Origin of the sequence: Pseudomonas sp. B7 (assembly GCF_016735645.1) — a bacterium.
GTDB lineage: Bacteria > Pseudomonadota > Gammaproteobacteria > Pseudomonadales > Pseudomonadaceae > Aquipseudomonas > Aquipseudomonas glycinae.
This window is the reverse complement of record NZ_JAERRE010000003.1, coordinates 301421-318260: the sequence shown is the minus strand read 5'-3', so window position 1 is coordinate 318260 and position 16840 is coordinate 301421. Positions and strand designations below refer to the sequence as shown.

The following is a 16840-nucleotide window of genomic DNA, read 5'->3' as shown; positions in this document are numbered from 1 at the left end:
CTAAAGGGTGCCTCCCGTGATTCGTTTTCAAGGAATCACTGAAGATACCCGGAAGGAGCTCCGCATGGCCTCCGCCAATCCTTACAAGTTGTTCGACGTTGTTTTGCGTCATAAGCAGCAGTTGAGCCCGCATCTCATGCGGATCACGCTCGCAAGCCCCACCGTCACCGAGATGGCAACCTGGGCGCCGGATCAGCGAGTAAAGCTGTTTTTCCCGGCAGCCGACGGTTCACCCGCCAGGCTTTCTCAGGGCGAGGGGTGGTACGCGCGGTTCCGCTCGATGCTGGTTGATCGTCGCCCGGCGATGCGTACCTACACCATCCGTCATTTGCGCGCGGAAGCGGGCGAAGTCGATATCGATTTCGTCCTGCACGGCGAGACCGGTCCAGCCTCCCGTTGGGCGTTGCGAGCGCTGCCTGGCGAGTCAATGCAGATTCTGGCACCCGACAGCCGATTCTCGGCACAAGAAGCAGGGGGATTTGAATGGAAGCCACCGCAAACGCTCAAGCAACTTCTGCTGGTCGCCGACGCCACAGCGTTGCCGGCCGCCATGGGGATTCTGGAAGAACTGGCGACTCTGGCTGCACCGCCGCAGACCCAGGCGTTTTTCGAAGTCGACAGTCGTGAGGACATGTTGGCGGTTCCTGACTGGCCCGGGCTTTCGGTGCAATGGCTGATCCGCAATCACGCAGCTGCCGGCACGTTGATGGTGGAAGCTGTGCGGCAGGCAACGTTGCCTGTCGATGCATCGCCCGTTGGGCAGGCGGTCGAACTGGCGGATGTCGACATCGAAGAAGAGATTCTGTGGGAGATCGCCGATACGGCCAGCGAGGGATTCTATGGCTGGATTGCCGGGGAGTCCGCCGCTGTAATGAGTCTGCGCAAGTACTTGATCAAGGAGCGTGGCATCCCTCGCGAGTCGCTCAATCTGATGGGCTACTGGCGTTACAACAAGTCCGGCGATTGAGCACAAAAAAGGCCTTGAGTTTATCGCTCAAGGCCTTTTCTTTTGATCAGGTAATCAACCGCAGGATTTCAGGTTCACCGGACCGACAAACTCGTTGCCGCGTCCCATCACGCACGCCACGCTCTGGTTGCGTTGACGTTCCCAGTCTTGCACCGGATAAGTCTTGTCCCAGGCTTCGTACAGTTGGCGATCCTGCTTCGACAAGCGCAAGCCGTACTGTTTGCTCATGTAAAAGTAGGTGCGGGCGATCATGCCGCGAATCGAAGGGCGGGGCATGACCTTCTTCGCCTTGAAGTCGACTTGAGTCAGGCATGAGCCGTACTGACCCTTTTCGACCGGCAGCCAGCCATAGCTGAAATTGCTGCGGTCGCCATTCACCTCGCCAATGCTCGGCACCAGGTTGTGCAGGTCGGCTTCGGCTTTCTGATAGCTCGGGTCGTAGCGGGCGCAATTCTTGCGACCGCCTTCCTGCCAGCATTGACGTTGATGGCCGAACTGCCAGGCCGGAACGATGTGCTCCCATTCAATGCGGGACGCCCGCTTGGCGTTCTTGCGTGGGACGTAGCCGCAGGCGGCCAGATCGACCTTGTTGCCAGTGTATTTGCACCCGCAATAAAACTCGGTGGATTGTGGAGCGTACAGCTTCCAGGCGACCTTCTTGGCCTCGGTGAACGTACGCGGCGCGCCAGCTTGCGCACCCAGGGAAATGAACAGCAACAGCACAGCAGCAAAACGCAGAATCATTGAATCAATCTTCCTTCGGCACAACCCAGAAAATCTGTACGCCGCCATCGTCGCGGTAGGCGAGGGTGACGTTGTCGTTCTCGTCGATTTCTTCCAGCAAGCGCTCCCAGTCATCCACCGGCTCGTCCGGAAGGCGGAAGATCAGTGCGGCTTTGGCTTTTTGTGCGGTAGGCGAGTTGATGATTTTTTGAACGCGCATGCCCATGCGTTCGTAAGCGTCAGGAGCATCAGGGGAAGTGGCCACGAGGTTATCCTTATTAAGCTGTACGTGCATACAGTATTTAACTGTAGGCATTTTCGCAACTGCTTAAAATTCAAGAAAATCCTCTGACAGCGGTTTTCCGATTTTGATGTCACTCAGGTGAAATTTTTCTTTTGAGGAGACGCAAGCTTCACCCTCCGTCAAGTTGACGAAGGGTGAAGTCAGTGCCCGATCAGGAAAGGATCAGGCGAGGATGAATCAGTATTCCCAGAACATCCGTTGCAGCTCTTTGCTGTCGTTGGTCTTGGTCAGCGCGACCATGGCCAGGATGCGGGCTTTCTGCGGGTTCAGATCGTGGGCAACCACCCAGTCGTACTTGTCGTCAGGCTGTTCGGCGTTGCGCAGGACGAAACCACCGGCATTGACGTGAGACGAGCGAATGATCTGCACGCCGTCCTTGCGCAGCGCCTGCAGGGTCGGAACCACGCGGGAGGAAACCGAACCGTTGCCGGTACCGGCATGGATGATCGCCTTGGCGCCGGACTGGGCGAGGGCCTTGTAGGCTGTGTCGCTGACATTGCCGTAGGAATAGGCGATTTCTACATCAGGAAGGCTCTTGATGTTTTTGATATCGAATTCCGAATCCATGGTGTGGCGCTTGGCTGGCAGGCGGAACCAGTAGGATTTGCCTTCAACCACCATGCCGAGCGGGCCCCAGGCGCTTTTGAAGGCTTCGGTCTTGATGTTGATCATCTTGCTGACGTCGCGACCCGACTGGATTTCATCGTTCAGGGTCACCAGTACGCCTTTACCGCGAGCTTCTTTGCTGCTGGCGACAGCCACGGCGTTGTACAGGTTCAGCATGCCGTCCGCCGACATGGCGGTGCCCGGGCGCATGGAGCCGACGACGATGATCGGCTTGTCGGTTTTTTCCACCAGATTCAGGAAGTACGCGGTTTCTTCCAGAGTGTCGGTGCCGTGAGTGATGACGATGCCATCGACGTCTTTGCTGTCGGCCAGTTCGGAAACGCGACGACCCAATTGCAGGAGGTTTTCGTTGGTGATGCTTTCCGAGGCGATTTGCATGACCTGTTCGCCGCGTACATTGGCCAGCGTGCTCAGTTCGGGAATGCCGGCGATCAATTGTTCGATGCCCACTTTCGCAGCCTGATAGGTCGCGCTGTTGGCAGCGCTGGCGCCTGCGCCGGCAATGGTGCCGCCGGTGGCCAGTACCACCACGTTGGCCAGTTTGGTCTGGGTTTCAGCTTCTTTTGCCTGGAGGGCGGTTGGCAGGAGCAGGAGGAGGGCCAAAGCGCCCGGAACGAAACTCTTCAAAGCAGATGTCATTATTTTTCTCTCTAGTAGTGAGACGGTGCTGATGCAGGTTCATCTAGATGCGCCCCGGGCCGATCTGAATGCCAGGGGTGCAGGGAGGGAGCAGGATCTGTACCAGTCGTACTGTGCGTGAGAGAAATGTTTAACCTTATGATTTAAATCAAGATTTATTTGAAGTGTGGTTGTGAGCTTGTCTCGCTCATCCGGGTTTCCGAACACAGGCTGTTTTCTCGTTCGGCTCACCGAAAAGGACTACGAACCTCGTCCACAGACTGAACTGGCTGCTTTCCAGATCTCTGCTAAAGAAAACGGCGCGCTGGCCGATGCGCCTTGACAGGGATTCAATTTTTCAGGAGTTCACATGTCATTGACTATCGGTTTTTCAAATCCCGGTTCGGTCACGATCGGCGGTAAAACTGCTGCGACGATCAATGCAATGAGTGAAGCTGAAGCCGATGCGTCAGCCGAGGCACTGGGTACCGAGAAGGTTGAAACCAATCAGGTCAGAACCGGTGGTCCTGCCCAGGAAGCAAGCGCGAGCGAGGCTGAAGGCGGTGACAATCTGAGCATCACTATCAAGACGTTGCTCAAGCGCATGCAGGAATTGCAGAAGCAGCTTCAGGAGCAGCAACAGCAACTGGCCGCCGCGCAGGCTGCGAGTTATCCAACCCCCGAAGCCAAGTCGCAAGCGGTGATGTCCATCCAGGGGCAGATCGCTCAAACCAGCGGTGCCCTGCTGGAAGTCTCGGCTGCACTGGTCAAGGAAATGTCGAAGGGTTCTTCTGCTGGTAACGTGGTCAACACCACGGCTTGAGCGCTCAAGGGGCGGATCGATGGATTCGCTCTGCAACGCAATACCGATTTCTGATTGTTGACAAATGAAGGCGTGATTCGCATAGTTCGGTCTACGCAAACGTTTGCGCGGCCTTCGCGATGGATTGAATTGTCGTGGGTGCAGCGAGCTTACGCCAGCGCAAGCGTTGCTCACAATAATCATAAGATCGGAGTGAACCCATGAAGCTGCCATTCGCTGGACGTCTTCTTGCTGTCGCCATGCTGGCTGCCGCATCCGCCGCACTGCCTGTCTCTTCGGCTTTCGCCGAATCCCCTGAAAAACCCAAAGTCGCCCTGGTCATGAAATCCCTGGCCAACGAATTCTTCCTGACCATGGAAGACGGCGCCAAGGCCTACCAGAAAGAACATTCCGCCGATTTCGACCTGATCTCCAACGGCATCAAGGACGAAACCGACACGGCGGGGCAGACGCGCATCGTCGAGCAGATGATTCTGGCGAAGGTCAACGCACTGGTCATCGCACCGTCTGATTCCAAGGCGATGGTGCCGGTGATCAAGAAAGCCGTCGATGCCGGTATCACTGTGATCAACATCGACAACCAGCTCGATCCGGCTGTGATCAAAAGCAAGAACATCAGCGTTCCGTTCGTAGGCCCGGACAATCGCAAAGGCGCGCGTCTGGTGGGCGAGTACCTGGCCAAACAACTGAAGGCCGGTGACGAAGTGGGCATCATTGAAGGCGTCTCCACGACCACCAACGCCCAGCAGCGTACCGCAGGCTTCAAGGACGCGATGGAGGCTGCGCAGATCAAGGTTGTCTCCCTGCAGTCCGGCGATTGGGAGATCGACAAGGGCAACAAGGTGGCCGCTTCGATTCTCAGCGAATATCCGGACGTCAAGGCGCTGCTGGCCGGCAACGACAGCATGGCCGTGGGCGCCGTTTCCGCCGTGCGTGCTGCCGGCAAGGCTGGGCAGGTGCTGGTTGTTGGTTACGACAACATCAATGCCATCAAACCGATGCTGAAGGACGGCCGCGTTCTGGCGACGGCCGACCAGTACGCCGCGAAGCAAGCGGTGTTTGGCATTGAGACTGCGCTGAAAATCATCAAGGGCGAGAAAGTCGACAGTGGTGCCAATGGCGTGATCGAAACGCCGGTCGAGCTGGTCACCAAGTAAGTCCACTGGCGACACAATGGCGCTCGTCCGTCCGGGCGAGCGCATGGAGATTTTTATGTCAGTTTCCGCTCCGAACGCTGTCCTCTCGGTCAGCGGTATCGGCAAGACCTACGCGCAACCGGTTCTGACCGGCATCGACCTGACGTTGATGCGCGGTGAAGTACTGGCGCTGACCGGTGAGAATGGTGCCGGCAAAAGCACCCTCTCGAAGATCATCGGCGGGCTGGTCACACCTACCACCGGCCAGATGCAGTTCCAGGGCAAGGAATATCGCCCCGGCAGCCGCACGCAGGCTGAAGAGCTGGGTGTGCGCATGGTCATGCAAGAGCTCAATCTGCTGCCGACGCTTTCAGTGGCGGAGAACCTGTTCCTCGACAACCTGCCGAGCAACGGTGGCTGGATCAGTCGCAAGCAACTGCGCAAAGCCGCTATCGAAGCCATGGCTCAAGTCGGCCTCGACGCCATCGACCCGGACACACTGGTCGGCGAGCTTGGGATCGGTCACCAGCAAATGGTCGAAATCGCCCGTAACCTGATCGGCGATTGTCACGTGCTGATCCTTGATGAACCGACCGCGATGCTGACCGCGCGCGAAGTCGAGATGCTGTTCGAGCAGATCACCCGGTTGCAGGCGCGCGGCGTCTCGATCATCTACATCTCCCATCGCCTCGAAGAACTGGCCAGGGTCGCTCAGCGCATTGCTGTGTTGCGTGACGGTAACCTCGTTTGCGTCGAGCCGATGGCCAATTACAACAGCGAGCAACTGGTCACCCTGATGGTCGGTCGCGAGCTGGGCGAGCATATCGATCTGGGGGCTCGCCATATCGGCGCGCCGGCCCTGACGGTCAAAGGCCTGACCCGCTCCGACAAGGTTCGCGACGTGTCCTTTGAGGTTCGCGCCGGTGAGATTTTTGGCATTTCGGGGCTGATCGGGGCAGGGCGCACCGAACTTTTGCGGCTGATCTTCGGTGCTGATGTCGCGGACAGCGGCACGGTGGCACTCGGTTCACCGGCAAAAGCGGTGAGCATTCGCTCGCCAGTCGATGCGGTGCGCAACGGCATCGCCTTGATCACCGAAGATCGCAAGGGCGAAGGACTGCTGCTGAGTCAGTCGATCAGCGCCAACATTGCCCTGGGCAACATGCCGGAAATTTCCAGTGGCGGGTTCGTCAACAACGGCGACGAAACGAAGCTCGCGCAACGGCAGATCGACGCCATGCGTATCCGCAGTTCCAGCCCGACGCAGCTGGTATCCGAGCTGTCCGGCGGCAATCAGCAAAAGGTGGTAATCGGTCGCTGGCTTGAGCGCGACTGCTCGGTGTTGCTGTTCGACGAGCCGACTCGTGGTATCGACGTCGGTGCCAAATTCGATATCTATGCCTTGCTCGGCGAACTGACCCGGCAGGGCAAGGCCTTGGTCGTGGTGTCCAGCGATTTGCGCGAGTTGATGCTGATCTGCGACCGCATCGGTGTGTTGTCGGCGGGGCGTCTGATCGATACGTTCGAACGCGACAGCTGGACCCAGGATGACTTGCTTGCCGCCGCATTCGCCGGCTACCAGAAACGTGATGCGTTGCTCAACGAAGCAGCGCCTAGGGATCTCCCATGAAAACTGCATCTTCCGCCGGCAAATCCAGTGGCAATTTCTACGGCCTTGGCACTTATCTGGGCCTCGCGGGCGCCTTGCTGGCAATGATTGCGCTGTTCTCGGTCATGAGCAGCCATTTCCTGTCGTACAACACCTTCAGCACCCTGGCCAACCAGATTCCCGACCTGATGGTGCTGGCAGTGGGCATGACCTTCGTCCTGATCATCGGCGGTATCGATCTGTCGGTGGGCTCGGTACTGGCACTCGCGGCCTCCACTGTCAGCGTGGCGATTCTTGGCTGGGGCTGGAGCGTACTGCCGGCGGCCTTGCTGGGTATGGCTGTCGCGGCGTTGGCTGGCACGGTAACTGGCTCGATTACCGTGGCGTGGCGAATTCCGTCGTTCATCGTGTCTCTGGGTGTTCTGGAGATGGCCCGTGGTCTGGCCTATCAGATGACCGGTTCGCGCACGGCCTACATCGGTGATTCCTTCGCCTGGCTGTCGAACCCGATCGCCTTCGGCATTTCGCCGTCGTTCATCATTGCCTTGCTGGTCATCTTTATTGCCCAGGCCGTTCTGACCCGTACTGTGTTCGGTCGCTACCTGATCGGCATTGGCACCAACGAAGAAGCGGTGCGTCTGGCGGGGATCAATCCAAAACCCTACAAGATCCTGGTCTTCAGTCTGATGGGGCTGCTCGCCGGCATTGCGGCGCTGTTCCAGATTTCCCGGCTGGAAGCGGCCGACCCGAACGCCGGTTCCGGCCTTGAGCTGCAAGTGATCGCTGCGGTGGTGATCGGCGGCACCAGCCTGATGGGCGGACGTGGTTCGGTAATCAGCACCTTTTTCGGCGTGTTGATCATCTCCGTCCTGGCGGCCGGTCTGGCGCAGATTGGCGCGACCGAGCCGACCAAGCGCATCATCACCGGCGCGGTGATCGTAATCGCCGTGGTGCTCGATACCTATCGCAGTCAACGCGCAAGCCGACGGGGCTGATAAATGGCAACGATCAAGGATGTGGCGGCACTCGCAGGAATTTCCTATACGACCGTGTCCCACGTAGTAAACAAGACCCGGCCGGTGAGCGAAGAGGTGCGGGTCAAGGTCGAGGCGGCGATCAAGAGTCTCGACTATGTACCGAGCGCCGTGGCCCGGTCGCTGAAAGCGAAAACCACCGCCACCATCGGTTTGCTGGTGCCCAACAGCCTCAACCCATACTTCGCCGAACTGGCGCGCGGGATCGAGGATTACTGCGAGCGTAACGGTTACTGCGTGATTCTCTGCAACTCCGACGACAACCCGGACAAGCAGCGCAGCTACCTGCGGGTCCTGTTGGAAAAACGCATCGACGGCTTGATCGTCGCCTCGGCGGGTGGCGACAGCGGTCTGGCGCAAGGGTTGGCGGGTGTAAAGACGCCGATGGTAATCGTCGACCGTGGGCTCGAAGGCGTGGATGCCGACCTGGTGCGCATTGATCACGAATATGGCGCGTACCTCGCGACGCGGCATCTGCTCGAGCTCGGTCATCGCGATATCGCCACGATCGGTGGTCCGGCCAGCACCAGTGTCGCGCAAATGCGTCAGGCCGGTTTTGCTCGAGCGCTGAAAGAGGCCGGTGTTGAAGTGGCCCCGTCGCGCATGCTGGAAAGCGACTTCACCAGCACTGGCGGTTACAACGCTGCTTCCATCCTGCTTGAACGTAACCCGCCGAGCGCGATTTTTGCCGGTAACGACATGATCGGCATTGGTGTGCTGCGGGCGGCGGCAGAGCGCAACGTGCGCGTGCCCGCCGAGTTGTCGGTGATCGGTTTCGACGATATCCAGATGAGTCGTTACGTGTATCCCGCGCTGACGACCGTGGGCCAGTCGATCCTGCAATTGGGCGAGATGGCCGCGGAAGTTCTGTTGCGAAGAATTGCCACCCCGGATCTGGCGACGGATCAGCGGATCGTGACCCCGAGTATTGTCCTGCGCGAATCGACTGCACCGCTGTCCGGCGTGTTCACCGAATACCGCTGAAACGAATTGAAGAGTAGTGATGTATGTCCGCAAATGTAGTAGTAATAGGCAGCCTGAACATGGACCTGGTCACCCGGGCGCCGCGCTTGCCCCGGGGCGGTGAGACGCTGATCGGTCATTCCTTCGCGACCGTGTCCGGTGGCAAGGGCGCCAATCAGGCGGTGGCCGCTGCGCGACTGGGAGCGCAAGTGTCGATGGTCGGCTGTGTCGGCAACGATGAATATGGCGTGCAATTGCGCGACGCGTTGCTGGCCGAGCAGATCGATTGCCAGGCGCTCAGCGTGGTGGAGGATTCCAGTGGCGTGGCGCTGATCGTGGTCGATGACAACAGTCAGAACGCAATTGTCATCGTGGCCGGTGCCAATGGCTCGATGACCCCGGCGGTCATCGACCGGTTCGACGCCGTGCTAAAGGCTGCCGACGTGATCATCTGCCAGTTGGAAATCCCTGATGCCACCGTAGGCCATGCCCTCAAGCGCGGACGTGAGCTGGGCAAGACAGTCATCCTCAACCCGGCGCCGGCCAGCCGTCCGCTGCCGGCAGACTGGTTTGCCGCCATCGATTACCTGATTCCCAACGAGAGCGAGGCCGCCGCCCTCAGCGGTTTGCCGGTGGACTCGCTGGAGACCGCTGAAAAAGCCGCGGCGCACCTGATTTCACTGGGCGCCGGCAAGGTCATCATCACGCTGGGCGCTCAAGGCTCTTTGTTCGCCAACGGTACGGGTTACCAGCATTTTCCTGCACCCAAAGTGAAGGCTGTCGACACCACCGCCGCCGGGGACACTTTTGTCGGCGGATTTGCCGCTGCACTGGCGGCCGGCAAAACCGAGGACGAGGCCATTCGTTTCGGGCAGGTCGCTGCGGCCCTGTCGGTTACCCGGGCAGGTGCCCAGCCGTCCATTCCCACCACCTCCGACGTACAGGCATTCAAACCCGCATGAAAAAGACTCCTTTGCTCAATGTCGCCCTGTCGCGGCTGATTGCCTCCCTCGGCCACGGCGACGTGGTCGTGATCGGTGATGCCGGCCTGCCGGTGCCGCCGGGTGTCGAGCTGATCGACCTGGCGTTGACGCACGGCGTGCCGGATTTCGTCAGCACCCTGAAAGTCGTGCTCAGCGAGATGCAGGTGGAAAGCCACGCGCTGGCCAAGGAGATTTTCGACAAGCAACCGACCGCGCTGTCCACGCTGGACGAGCTGAATGACGAAGGCTCGCTGGGGCGGCGTGACCTGCTCAGTCACGAGCAATTCAAAGTACTCAGCCGACAGGCACGAGCGATTGTTCGTACGGGAGAATGCCAGCCGTACTGCAACATCGTGCTGGTGGCTGGGGTTACGTTCTAAACAGGGTTCGCCCCTTTTGATTTCATCTGCACAAGGAATGCGCCATGCACCGCTATGCTCAAAAATTGCATCAATTGATTCGGGGGCTGCTGCTTTTGTCCGTGATAACCGCGACCGGCGCCCAGGCGGCGGAAAAGATCGACCTGATCATTGACACCGATCCGGGTGCCGACGACGTGGTCGCCCTGTTGTTTGCCCTGGCCTCCCCGGAAGAGCTGAACATTCGCGCGTTGACCACCGTGGCCGGCAATGTGCGTCTGGACAAGACTTCGCGCAATGCCAGGTTGGCCCGTGAGTGGGCTGGGCGGGAAGATATTCCGGTGTACGCCGGGGCGCCAAAACCGCTGATGCGCACGCCGATCTACGCTGAAAACATCCATGGCAAGGAAGGCCTGTCGGGTGTCACCGTGCATGAGCCGAAGAAAGGCCTGGCCGAAGGCAATGCGGTCAACTATCTGATCGACACCCTGAAAAAAGCCAAGCCGCACAGCATCACCATCGCGATGCTCGGCCCGCAGACCAACCTGGCCCTGGCGCTGATCCAGGAGCCGGAGATCGTTCAGGGCATCAAGGAAGTCGTGATCATGGGGGGCGCTCACTTCAATGGCGGCAACATCACGCCAGTGGCCGAATTTAACTTGTACGCCGACCCGCAAGCCGCGGAAGTTGTGCTCAAAAGCGGCGTGAAACTGACTTATCTGCCGCTGGACGTGACCCACAAGATCCTCACCAGTGACGCACGCCTGAAGCAGATTGCGGCGCTGAACAACAATGCGAGCAAGATTGTCGGCGACATCCTCAACGAGTACATCAAAGGGGATATGGAGCACTACGGCATTCCGGGTGGCCCGGTGCATGACGCCACCGTCGTGGCTTATCTGCTCAAGCCTGAACTCTTCACGGGTCGTTCGGTGAATGTGGTGGTCGATAGCCGTGAAGGCCCGACATTCGGCCAGACCATTGTCGACTGGTATGACGGCCTGAAGGCGCCGAAGAACGCTTTCTGGGTGGAGAACGGCGATGCCCAAGGCTTCTTCGATCTGCTGACCGAGCGTCTGAAGCGTCTGAAGTAAGCCATACGCCCGCAAGCGCCAGCTTGCGGGCTTTTACTTTCTCTCGGTGTCCGATGTCCCTCCGAAGTCATCGGGATACTTCTCGAACAGCTGGGCAATGAACGACTGTGCGCCTTGCGTTCCCAGGGTCTTCACCAGCAAGTCAATGCTGATCAATGCCAATTCCTCCGGGCTGCCCGGACTGTAAGAGCTGTGCCCTTGCGGCCAGGTGGCCTTGATGTCGGCGGTAATGCTTACGGTGGTCATGGCAAGGCTCGGTCACGGGATTGAAGTCTTGAGTTAACCACTTTGTCGGGCGGTTAGCACTGCGACTTAGGCATGAGCACAGGGCTATGCGACACTTGGTCGTTTCCGCAAAAAAACAAGGATTGCGCTGTGCAGATCGATTTGAATAGCCCCGACGGCCTGACCCTTGATGCTGTCCGCCGGATGCTGGCGTCGGCGAGTGATGACGAACATACCCAGCTGCGCGTGACCAAGGGCGGGATTGCTTATATTTCTTCGGGTGTCACTGGCGGTCAGGACATCGACGGTTTGCTGTTTCGCCTGGAGACTTGGGCTAAAGGATCGGGATATGTGGGAAATGTCGCGGCCAGTGATGAAGTCTGGGTTATGCAGATCTTCAATGCGCTCAAGGACAACTGGCCGAACCCGCCCTTTGACTACATTGATGTCTACTGAACGTCATTAATATTCAGTGACGTTTTACGGGGTGAAGCGACAGGCGTTGCTCAGGCACACTCGGCGTTTTTCCGATGGTGGGGCAGGGTGATGGCACTCGTCGGGAAACCAATCGCCGTATTGGTGGTCGCACGATCTCTGGTAAAAATTGAATAAGGAGGCTTCATGCCTTGGAAGTTCGCGTCACTGGGTGCACTGATGGCCGTTGCTTTGTTGGGTGGTTGCACCACGACCTCCAGCGAGTCGCAAAAGGATCCCGTGGCGACTGAGGCCGGACATGGTCGTTGTGAAGTATCGGCTGCGGAGTTCGCTCTCGGCAAGAAAGCTTCGCCAGAGCTGTTGGAGCAAGCACGCAAAAAAGCCGGTGCGCAGAACGCCCGGTTCCTCAAGCCGAATGACATGATTACTTTGGAGTACCGCTCCGATCGCCTCAACCTGAATACCGATCAGAACCTGGTGGTCACTCGCGTCAGCTGCGGCTGAGTTTCGGGCATTTGTCTTACCCATAAAAAACCCCGTCACATGGACGGGGTTTTTTTAGTGCGCCGGGAAATTACTCTGGGCGAACTTGTGCAGCTTGCATACCCTTTTGGCCTTTCTCAGCCACGAAGGAGACGGTCTGGCCTTCTTTCAGGCTTTTGAAACCGTCAGTTTCGATAGCTTTGAAGTGTACGAACAGGTCGTCACCGCCACCTTGAGGAGTGATGAAGCCGAAGCCTTTTTCATCGTTGAACCATTTAACGGTGCCGGTTTGGCGATTAGACATGGTGTATCTCCAAGAAACATATATTTTCAGTAGTACTGTGCTGCTCAGGCCAACTGGGCACACCGGGGTATCATAGTCGAAATGTTCGCTTTGGTAGCCCCCCGGACGTGCTGTTTGCCAATCAGTCGTGTTTTCTTTACTGCCTGTTTCGGCTGGAGGCCCCGGTTTAAAAGGCTTCGAGCGAAAAATAAAGACAATAAAAAAACCTGTAAAACCTGCATAAATCGTACGAAATGGCCTTAATCAGATGCTTTTCAGCGGTTCTGGAGGCAGTGAAAAGGCCTGTTTCATCATTTTTTCGCCGGGGTATTGGCCTTGCATTTGGCAATTTGCCCCAAGGCTTTCTGTTGCAGTTCAGGCGTGGCCTTGTTGTCCATCAATGCCTGAATGTCGCTGGCCGGGTAGGACTTGATGGCATCGGCACCGCACGCGCAGTGGGATTTTGCGGCAGCGGCGCCGATTTGCGGAGTGGCCGCCTGGGTGCACTGAGCCATGTATTTCTCACGCTCGCCCTTTGGCCAGTCGGCGTGGGCGCTCAGCGGCAGCAGCAAAACGAGGGGGGCGACTGCAGCAAGCAGGGTGTTAAGACGCATGCGAGGATGCTCCTTGTGGGTCAATGTCTTGTTATCTGAGGGCCCAAAGGCCGATCAAGTTCAGCACTCTGGCATAAAACAGACGATTTGCCTCTCGCTAAAACCTGAGTGCATCGGTGACCGTTCATCTGTGCTAGCATGCCTGGCTCGGGCGTTCGCAGGCTCCGGATGACCTTCAGTCCCGGTAGCGGCAGCGCACGAATTTTCCGATTTGAATCCCAGTCACTCTGGTTCGGTTTTCCGGTTGGCCGCAAGGCTCCTGCCGCTGTAAGGCAGGCGTTCGTCATTGAATGGCCTGGATCGGATCTTGTACTGGCTCATCCCAACCCACGTGACCTTTGGTAGGGGTCACCACTAGGAGAGGAGGCGCCATGCCAACTATTACTCTTCCCGACGGCAGTCAACGTTCATTCGATCACCCGGTTTCCGTAGCCGAGGTCGCCGCCTCCATCGGTGCAGGTCTGGCCAAGGCCACCGTAGCCGGCAAGGTCAATGGCAAGCTGGTCGACGCCTGCGACATCATCGACAGCGATGCGACGCTGCAAATCATCACGCCAAAGGATGAAGAGGGGCTGGAGATCATTCGCCACTCTTGCGCCCACCTGGTCGGCCATGCGGTCAAGCAGCTGTACCCGACTGCAAAAATGGTCATCGGGCCGGTCATCGACGAAGGTTTCTACTACGACATCGCCTTCGAGCGTCCTTTCACTCCGGACGACATGGCCGCCATCGAGCAGCGCATGCACCAGCTGATCGATACAGAATATGACGTCATCAAGAAAGTCACTCCGCGTGCCGAAGTGATCGAAGTGTTCAAGGCTCGTGGCGAAGACTACAAGCTGCGCCTGGTCGAAGACATGCCGAACGAGCAGGCCATGGGCCTGTACTATCACGAAGAATACGTCGACATGTGCCGCGGTCCGCACGTGCCGAACACTCGCTTCCTGAAATCCTTCAAGCTGACCAAGCTGTCCGGCGCCTACTGGCGCGGTGATGCCAAGAACGAGCAATTGCAGCGCGTTTATGGCACCGCGTGGGCTGACAAGAAGCAACTGGCTGCTTACATCCAGCGTATTGAAGAAGCTGAAAAGCGCGATCACCGCAAGATCGGCAAGCGCCTGGGCCTGTTTCATACCCAGGAAGAAGCGCCGGGCATGGTGTTCTGGCACCCGAACGGCTGGACGCTGTACCAGGTGCTCGAGCAGTACATGCGCAAAGTGCAGCGCGACAACGGCTATCTCGAGATCAAGACGCCGCAAGTCGTTGACCGCAGCCTGTGGGAGAAATCCGGGCACTGGGCAAACTACGCCGACAACATGTTCACCACTGAGTCGGAAAGCCGCGACTACGCTATCAAGCCAATGAACTGCCCATGCCATGTGCAGGTGTTCAACCAGGGCCTGAAGAGCTACCGCGAGCTGCCGATGCGTCTGGCCGAGTTCGGCGCCTGCCACCGTAACGAGCCATCGGGTGCGCTGCACGGCATCATGCGTGTGCGTGCGTTCACTCAGGACGACGCCCACATCTTCTGCACCGAAGAGCAGATGCAGGCTGAATCCGCTGCGTTCATCAAGCTGACCATGGATGTTTACCGCGACTTCGGCTTTACCGACGTCGAGATGAAGCTGTCCACTCGTCCGGAAAAACGCGTCGGTTCCGACGAGCTGTGGGATCGCGCCGAAGCAGCTCTGGCTGCAGCCCTTGATAGCGCGGGTCTGCCTTACGATCTGCAGCCGGGTGAGGGGGCGTTCTACGGTCCGAAAATCGAATTCTCGCTGAAAGATTGCCTCGGCCGCGTGTGGCAGTGTGGTACCTTGCAGCTCGATTTCAACCTGCCTGTGCGTCTGGGAGCCGAATACGTTTCCGAAGACAACAGCCGCAAGCATCCGGTGATGTTGCACCGTGCGATCCTCGGTTCGTTCGAGCGTTTCGTCGGAATTCTGATCGAGCACTACGAGGGTGCGTTCCCTGCGTGGCTGGCGCCAACCCAGGCAGTGATCATGAATATCACTGATAAACAGGCAGATTTCGTCGCTCAGGTCGAAAAAACTCTCAACGAAAGCGGGTTTCGTGCCAAGTCCGACTTGAGAAATGAAAAGATCGGCTTTAAAATCCGCGAGCATACTTTGCTCAAGGTTCCATATCTCTTGGTTATTGGGGATAAGGAAGTCGAGATGCAGACTGTCGCTGTGCGTACTCGTGAAGGTGCTGACCTGGGCTCGATGCCCGTCGCCCAGTTCGCTGAGTTTCTCGCGCAAGCGGTTTCCCGGCGTGGTCGCCCAGATTCGGAGTAATTATTATTAAGCGTGAAATGAGACAAGATAAACGAGCTGCACCGAAAGCCCCGATCAACGAGAATATCTCGGCACGCGAGGTTCGGTTAATTGGCGCTGATGGCGAGCAGATTGGCATCGTCTCGATTGATGAAGCGCTTCGTATTGCTGAAGAAGCAAAGCTTGATCTGGTAGAAATTTCTGCCGACGCAGTCCCACCGGTTTGCCGTGTGATGGACTACGGCAAATCGATCTTCGAAAAGAAGAAGCAGATTGCTGCGGCGAAGAAAAACCAGAAGCAGATTCAGGTAAAAGAAATCAAGTTTCGTCCAGGGACGGAGGAAGGGGATTACCAGGTAAAACTGCGCAACCTGGTACGTTTCCTGAGTGACGGGGACAGGGCCAAGGTATCCTTGCGATTCCGCGGCCGTGAGATGGCCCACCAGGAGCTGGGGATGGAACTCCTCAAGCGGGTTGAACAAGACCTGCTCGAGTACGGTTCGGTCGAACAGCATCCTAAGATGGAAGGACGCCAGCTGATCATGGTCATCGCCCCGAAAAAGAAGAAGTAATCAACAGGGCACGGCAGGCCTTCTGATTATGTTTATCAACTGAATGCGGAGTATCCGAACATGCCAAAGATGAAAACCAAAAGTGGTGCTGCTAAGCGGTTTCTGAAAACTGCTAACGGTATCAAGCACAAGCACGCTTTCAAGAGCCACATCCTGACCAAAATGTCGACCAAGCGTAAGCGTCAACTGCGCGGTAGCAGCTTGCTGCATCCGTCTGACGTGGCAAAAGTCGAGCGCATGCTGCGCCTTCGTTAATTTTTGGATCAAGAATAGAGGAAGTAACTCATGGCTCGTGTAAAGCGTGGCGTCATTGCCCGTAAACGTCACAAAAAAATTCTGAAACTTGCTAAAGGCTACTACGGCGCACGCTCCCGCGTATTCCGTGTTGCCAAGCAAGCGGTAATCAAGGCAGGCCAATACGCCTACCGTGACCGTCGTCAGAAAAAACGTCAGTTCCGCGCTCTGTGGATCGCTCGTATCAACGCTGGTGCTCGTGTTAACGGTCTGTCCTACAGCCGTTTCATCGCTGGCCTGAAAAAAGCGTCCATCGAGATCGACCGTAAGGTTCTGGCTGATCTGGCAGTGAACGAAAAAGCGGCGTTTGCTGCGATTGTCGAGAAAGCTAAAGCCACCTTGGCTTAAGTACCCCCGACAGTCACCCGGCCTCACCTCTGTGGAGCCAGGTGTTAAACGTCATAGATAGGGGAAGAGCCTT

21 protein-coding genes are annotated in these 16840 nt (G+C 57.7%); 15 read left to right on the top strand and 6 right to left on the bottom strand.

Annotation, left to right across the window (positions count from 1 at the left end):
* The first annotated feature begins 64 nt into the window (after window positions 1–64).
* Window positions 65–967 carry a siderophore-interacting protein gene (locus JKA62_RS10125; protein ID WP_011333372.1) on the top strand — a complete coding sequence of 301 codons (903 nt, stop codon included), beginning with the start codon at window positions 65–67 and terminating at the stop codon, window positions 965–967.
* Between the two features lie 54 nt (window positions 968–1021).
* Here the strand turns inward: JKA62_RS10125 and JKA62_RS10120 are convergent, their stop codons facing one another.
* The 3 genes from JKA62_RS10120 to JKA62_RS10110 form a co-directional block, all read right to left on the bottom strand.
* On the bottom strand, window positions 1022–1711 hold the full coding sequence (locus tag JKA62_RS10120) for an endonuclease (protein WP_011333373.1): 690 nt from the start codon (window positions 1709–1711) through the stop codon (window positions 1022–1024).
* Between the two features lie 4 nt (window positions 1712–1715).
* Window positions 1716–1985 (bottom strand): DUF1654 domain-containing protein, encoded by a 270-nt coding sequence (locus tag JKA62_RS10115; RefSeq protein WP_371857356.1) that lies wholly within the window; start codon window positions 1983–1985, stop codon window positions 1716–1718.
* 186 nt (window positions 1986–2171) lie between these two features.
* Window positions 2172–3260, bottom strand: a complete 1089-nt coding sequence (locus JKA62_RS10110) for an asparaginase (protein ID WP_011333374.1) — start codon at window positions 3258–3260, stop codon at window positions 2172–2174.
* Window positions 3261–3609: 349 nt separating this feature from the next.
* Here JKA62_RS10110 and JKA62_RS10105 point away from each other — a divergent pair, with 349 nt between their 5' ends.
* The 8 genes from JKA62_RS10105 to JKA62_RS10070 all read left to right on the top strand — a co-directional run bounded on the left by JKA62_RS10105 (window position 3610) and on the right by JKA62_RS10070 (window position 11240).
* Window positions 3610–4062 carry a hypothetical protein gene (locus JKA62_RS10105; RefSeq protein WP_134020740.1) on the top strand — a complete coding sequence of 151 codons (453 nt, stop codon included), beginning with the start codon at window positions 3610–3612 and terminating at the stop codon, window positions 4060–4062.
* 200 nt (window positions 4063–4262) lie between these two features.
* On the top strand, window positions 4263–5219 hold the full coding sequence (locus JKA62_RS10100) for a sugar ABC transporter substrate-binding protein (protein ID WP_201817697.1): 957 nt from the start codon (window positions 4263–4265) through the stop codon (window positions 5217–5219).
* Between the two features lie 55 nt (window positions 5220–5274).
* Entirely contained in the window at window positions 5275–6828 is a 1554-nt protein-coding gene (locus JKA62_RS10095; RefSeq protein ID WP_201817694.1) for a sugar ABC transporter ATP-binding protein, read from the top strand.
* A complete protein-coding gene (locus JKA62_RS10090; RefSeq protein ID WP_007956013.1) occupies window positions 6825–7802 on the top strand; it encodes an ABC transporter permease in 978 nt (325 codons plus the stop codon). Before JKA62_RS10095 ends, JKA62_RS10090 begins: the two co-directional genes overlap by 4 nt.
* 3 nt (window positions 7803–7805) lie before the next feature.
* The gene (locus JKA62_RS10085; RefSeq protein ID WP_201817691.1) at window positions 7806–8825 is read left to right on the top strand and encodes a LacI family DNA-binding transcriptional regulator; all 1020 of its coding nucleotides are present in this window, start codon (window positions 7806–7808) and stop codon (window positions 8823–8825) included.
* Window positions 8826–8848: 23 nt separating this feature from the next.
* Complete coding sequence (rbsK, locus tag JKA62_RS10080) at window positions 8849–9766, top strand: ribokinase (RefSeq protein WP_201817688.1); 918 nt, start codon at window positions 8849–8851, stop codon at window positions 9764–9766.
* Window positions 9763–10167 (top strand): D-ribose pyranase, encoded by a 405-nt coding sequence (gene rbsD, locus JKA62_RS10075; RefSeq protein WP_011333380.1) that lies wholly within the window; start codon window positions 9763–9765, stop codon window positions 10165–10167. The genes rbsK and rbsD overlap by 4 nt, the downstream gene beginning before the upstream one ends.
* A gap of 44 nt (window positions 10168–10211) precedes the next feature.
* A complete protein-coding gene (locus JKA62_RS10070; RefSeq protein WP_011333381.1) occupies window positions 10212–11240 on the top strand; it encodes a nucleoside hydrolase in 1029 nt (342 codons plus the stop codon).
* Window positions 11241–11273: 33 nt separating this feature from the next.
* Here JKA62_RS10070 and JKA62_RS10065 read toward each other — a convergent pair whose 3' ends face one another.
* Complete coding sequence (locus JKA62_RS10065; protein WP_201817675.1) at window positions 11274–11486, bottom strand: hypothetical protein; 213 nt, start codon at window positions 11484–11486, stop codon at window positions 11274–11276.
* A 129-nt stretch (window positions 11487–11615) separates the two neighbouring features.
* Between JKA62_RS10065 and JKA62_RS10060 the strand changes: the two genes are divergently transcribed.
* Window positions 11616–11921, top strand: coding sequence for a hypothetical protein (locus tag JKA62_RS10060; protein WP_179692044.1), 306 nt, complete (start codon window positions 11616–11618; stop codon window positions 11919–11921).
* 165 nt (window positions 11922–12086) lie between these two features.
* Window positions 12087–12404 (top strand): I78 family peptidase inhibitor, encoded by a 318-nt coding sequence (locus tag JKA62_RS10055; RefSeq protein ID WP_011333384.1) that lies wholly within the window; start codon window positions 12087–12089, stop codon window positions 12402–12404.
* A 70-nt stretch (window positions 12405–12474) separates the two neighbouring features.
* On the opposite strand, the gene JKA62_RS10050 is transcribed toward JKA62_RS10055, so the two are convergent.
* Complete coding sequence (locus tag JKA62_RS10050; RefSeq protein ID WP_007956027.1) at window positions 12475–12687, bottom strand: cold-shock protein; 213 nt, start codon at window positions 12685–12687, stop codon at window positions 12475–12477.
* 290 nt (window positions 12688–12977) lie between these two features.
* The gene (locus JKA62_RS10045) at window positions 12978–13280 is read right to left on the bottom strand and encodes a hypothetical protein (RefSeq protein WP_011333385.1); all 303 of its coding nucleotides are present in this window, start codon (window positions 13278–13280) and stop codon (window positions 12978–12980) included.
* A gap of 371 nt (window positions 13281–13651) precedes the next feature.
* Here JKA62_RS10045 and thrS point away from each other — a divergent pair, with 371 nt between their 5' ends.
* Genes thrS through rplT form a run of 4 tightly spaced genes read left to right on the top strand, consistent with a single transcriptional unit; the run spans window position 13652 to window position 16767 of the window.
* On the top strand, window positions 13652–15574 hold the full coding sequence (thrS, locus tag JKA62_RS10040) for a threonine--tRNA ligase (protein WP_064378870.1): 1923 nt from the start codon (window positions 13652–13654) through the stop codon (window positions 15572–15574).
* Window positions 15574–16125, top strand: coding sequence for a translation initiation factor IF-3 (infC, locus tag JKA62_RS10035; protein WP_169432615.1), 552 nt, complete (start codon window positions 15574–15576; stop codon window positions 16123–16125). Before thrS ends, infC begins: the two co-directional genes overlap by 1 nt.
* Before the next feature lie 60 nt (window positions 16126–16185).
* Entirely contained in the window at window positions 16186–16380 is a 195-nt protein-coding gene (rpmI, locus tag JKA62_RS10030; protein WP_002553160.1) for a 50S ribosomal protein L35, read from the top strand.
* Window positions 16381–16410: 30 nt separating this feature from the next.
* On the top strand, window positions 16411–16767 hold the full coding sequence (gene rplT, locus JKA62_RS10025; protein WP_002553161.1) for a 50S ribosomal protein L20: 357 nt from the start codon (window positions 16411–16413) through the stop codon (window positions 16765–16767).
* The last annotated feature ends 73 nt before the right edge of the window (window positions 16768–16840 follow it).

Coding starts and splice junctions, on each gene's coding strand:
- JKA62_RS10125 (WP_011333372.1), top strand. CDS start 65: ATGGCCTCCGCCAATCCTTACAAGTTGTTCGACGTTGTTTTGCGTCAT.
- JKA62_RS10120 (WP_011333373.1), bottom strand. CDS start 1,711: ATGATTCTGCGTTTTGCTGCTGTGCTGTTGCTGTTCATTTCCCTGGGT.
- JKA62_RS10115 (WP_371857356.1), bottom strand. CDS start 1,985: ATGCACGTACAGCTTAATAAGGATAACCTCGTGGCCACTTCCCCTGAT.
- JKA62_RS10110 (WP_011333374.1), bottom strand. CDS start 3,260: ATGACATCTGCTTTGAAGAGTTTCGTTCCGGGCGCTTTGGCCCTCCTC.
- JKA62_RS10105 (WP_134020740.1), top strand. CDS start 3,610: ATGTCATTGACTATCGGTTTTTCAAATCCCGGTTCGGTCACGATCGGC.
- JKA62_RS10100 (WP_201817697.1), top strand. CDS start 4,263: ATGAAGCTGCCATTCGCTGGACGTCTTCTTGCTGTCGCCATGCTGGCT.
- JKA62_RS10095 (WP_201817694.1), top strand. CDS start 5,275: ATGTCAGTTTCCGCTCCGAACGCTGTCCTCTCGGTCAGCGGTATCGGC.
- JKA62_RS10090 (WP_007956013.1), top strand. CDS start 6,825: ATGAAAACTGCATCTTCCGCCGGCAAATCCAGTGGCAATTTCTACGGC.
- JKA62_RS10085 (WP_201817691.1), top strand. CDS start 7,806: ATGGCAACGATCAAGGATGTGGCGGCACTCGCAGGAATTTCCTATACG.
- rbsK (WP_201817688.1), top strand. CDS start 8,849: ATGTCCGCAAATGTAGTAGTAATAGGCAGCCTGAACATGGACCTGGTC.
- rbsD (WP_011333380.1), top strand. CDS start 9,763: ATGAAAAAGACTCCTTTGCTCAATGTCGCCCTGTCGCGGCTGATTGCC.
- JKA62_RS10070 (WP_011333381.1), top strand. CDS start 10,212: ATGCACCGCTATGCTCAAAAATTGCATCAATTGATTCGGGGGCTGCTG.
- JKA62_RS10065 (WP_201817675.1), bottom strand. CDS start 11,486: ATGACCACCGTAAGCATTACCGCCGACATCAAGGCCACCTGGCCGCAA.
- JKA62_RS10055 (WP_011333384.1), top strand. CDS start 12,087: ATGCCTTGGAAGTTCGCGTCACTGGGTGCACTGATGGCCGTTGCTTTG.
- JKA62_RS10050 (WP_007956027.1), bottom strand. CDS start 12,687: ATGTCTAATCGCCAAACCGGCACCGTTAAATGGTTCAACGATGAAAAA.
- JKA62_RS10045 (WP_011333385.1), bottom strand. CDS start 13,280: ATGCGTCTTAACACCCTGCTTGCTGCAGTCGCCCCCCTCGTTTTGCTG.
- thrS (WP_064378870.1), top strand. CDS start 13,652: ATGCCAACTATTACTCTTCCCGACGGCAGTCAACGTTCATTCGATCAC.
- rpmI (WP_002553160.1), top strand. CDS start 16,186: ATGCCAAAGATGAAAACCAAAAGTGGTGCTGCTAAGCGGTTTCTGAAA.
- rplT (WP_002553161.1), top strand. CDS start 16,411: ATGGCTCGTGTAAAGCGTGGCGTCATTGCCCGTAAACGTCACAAAAAA.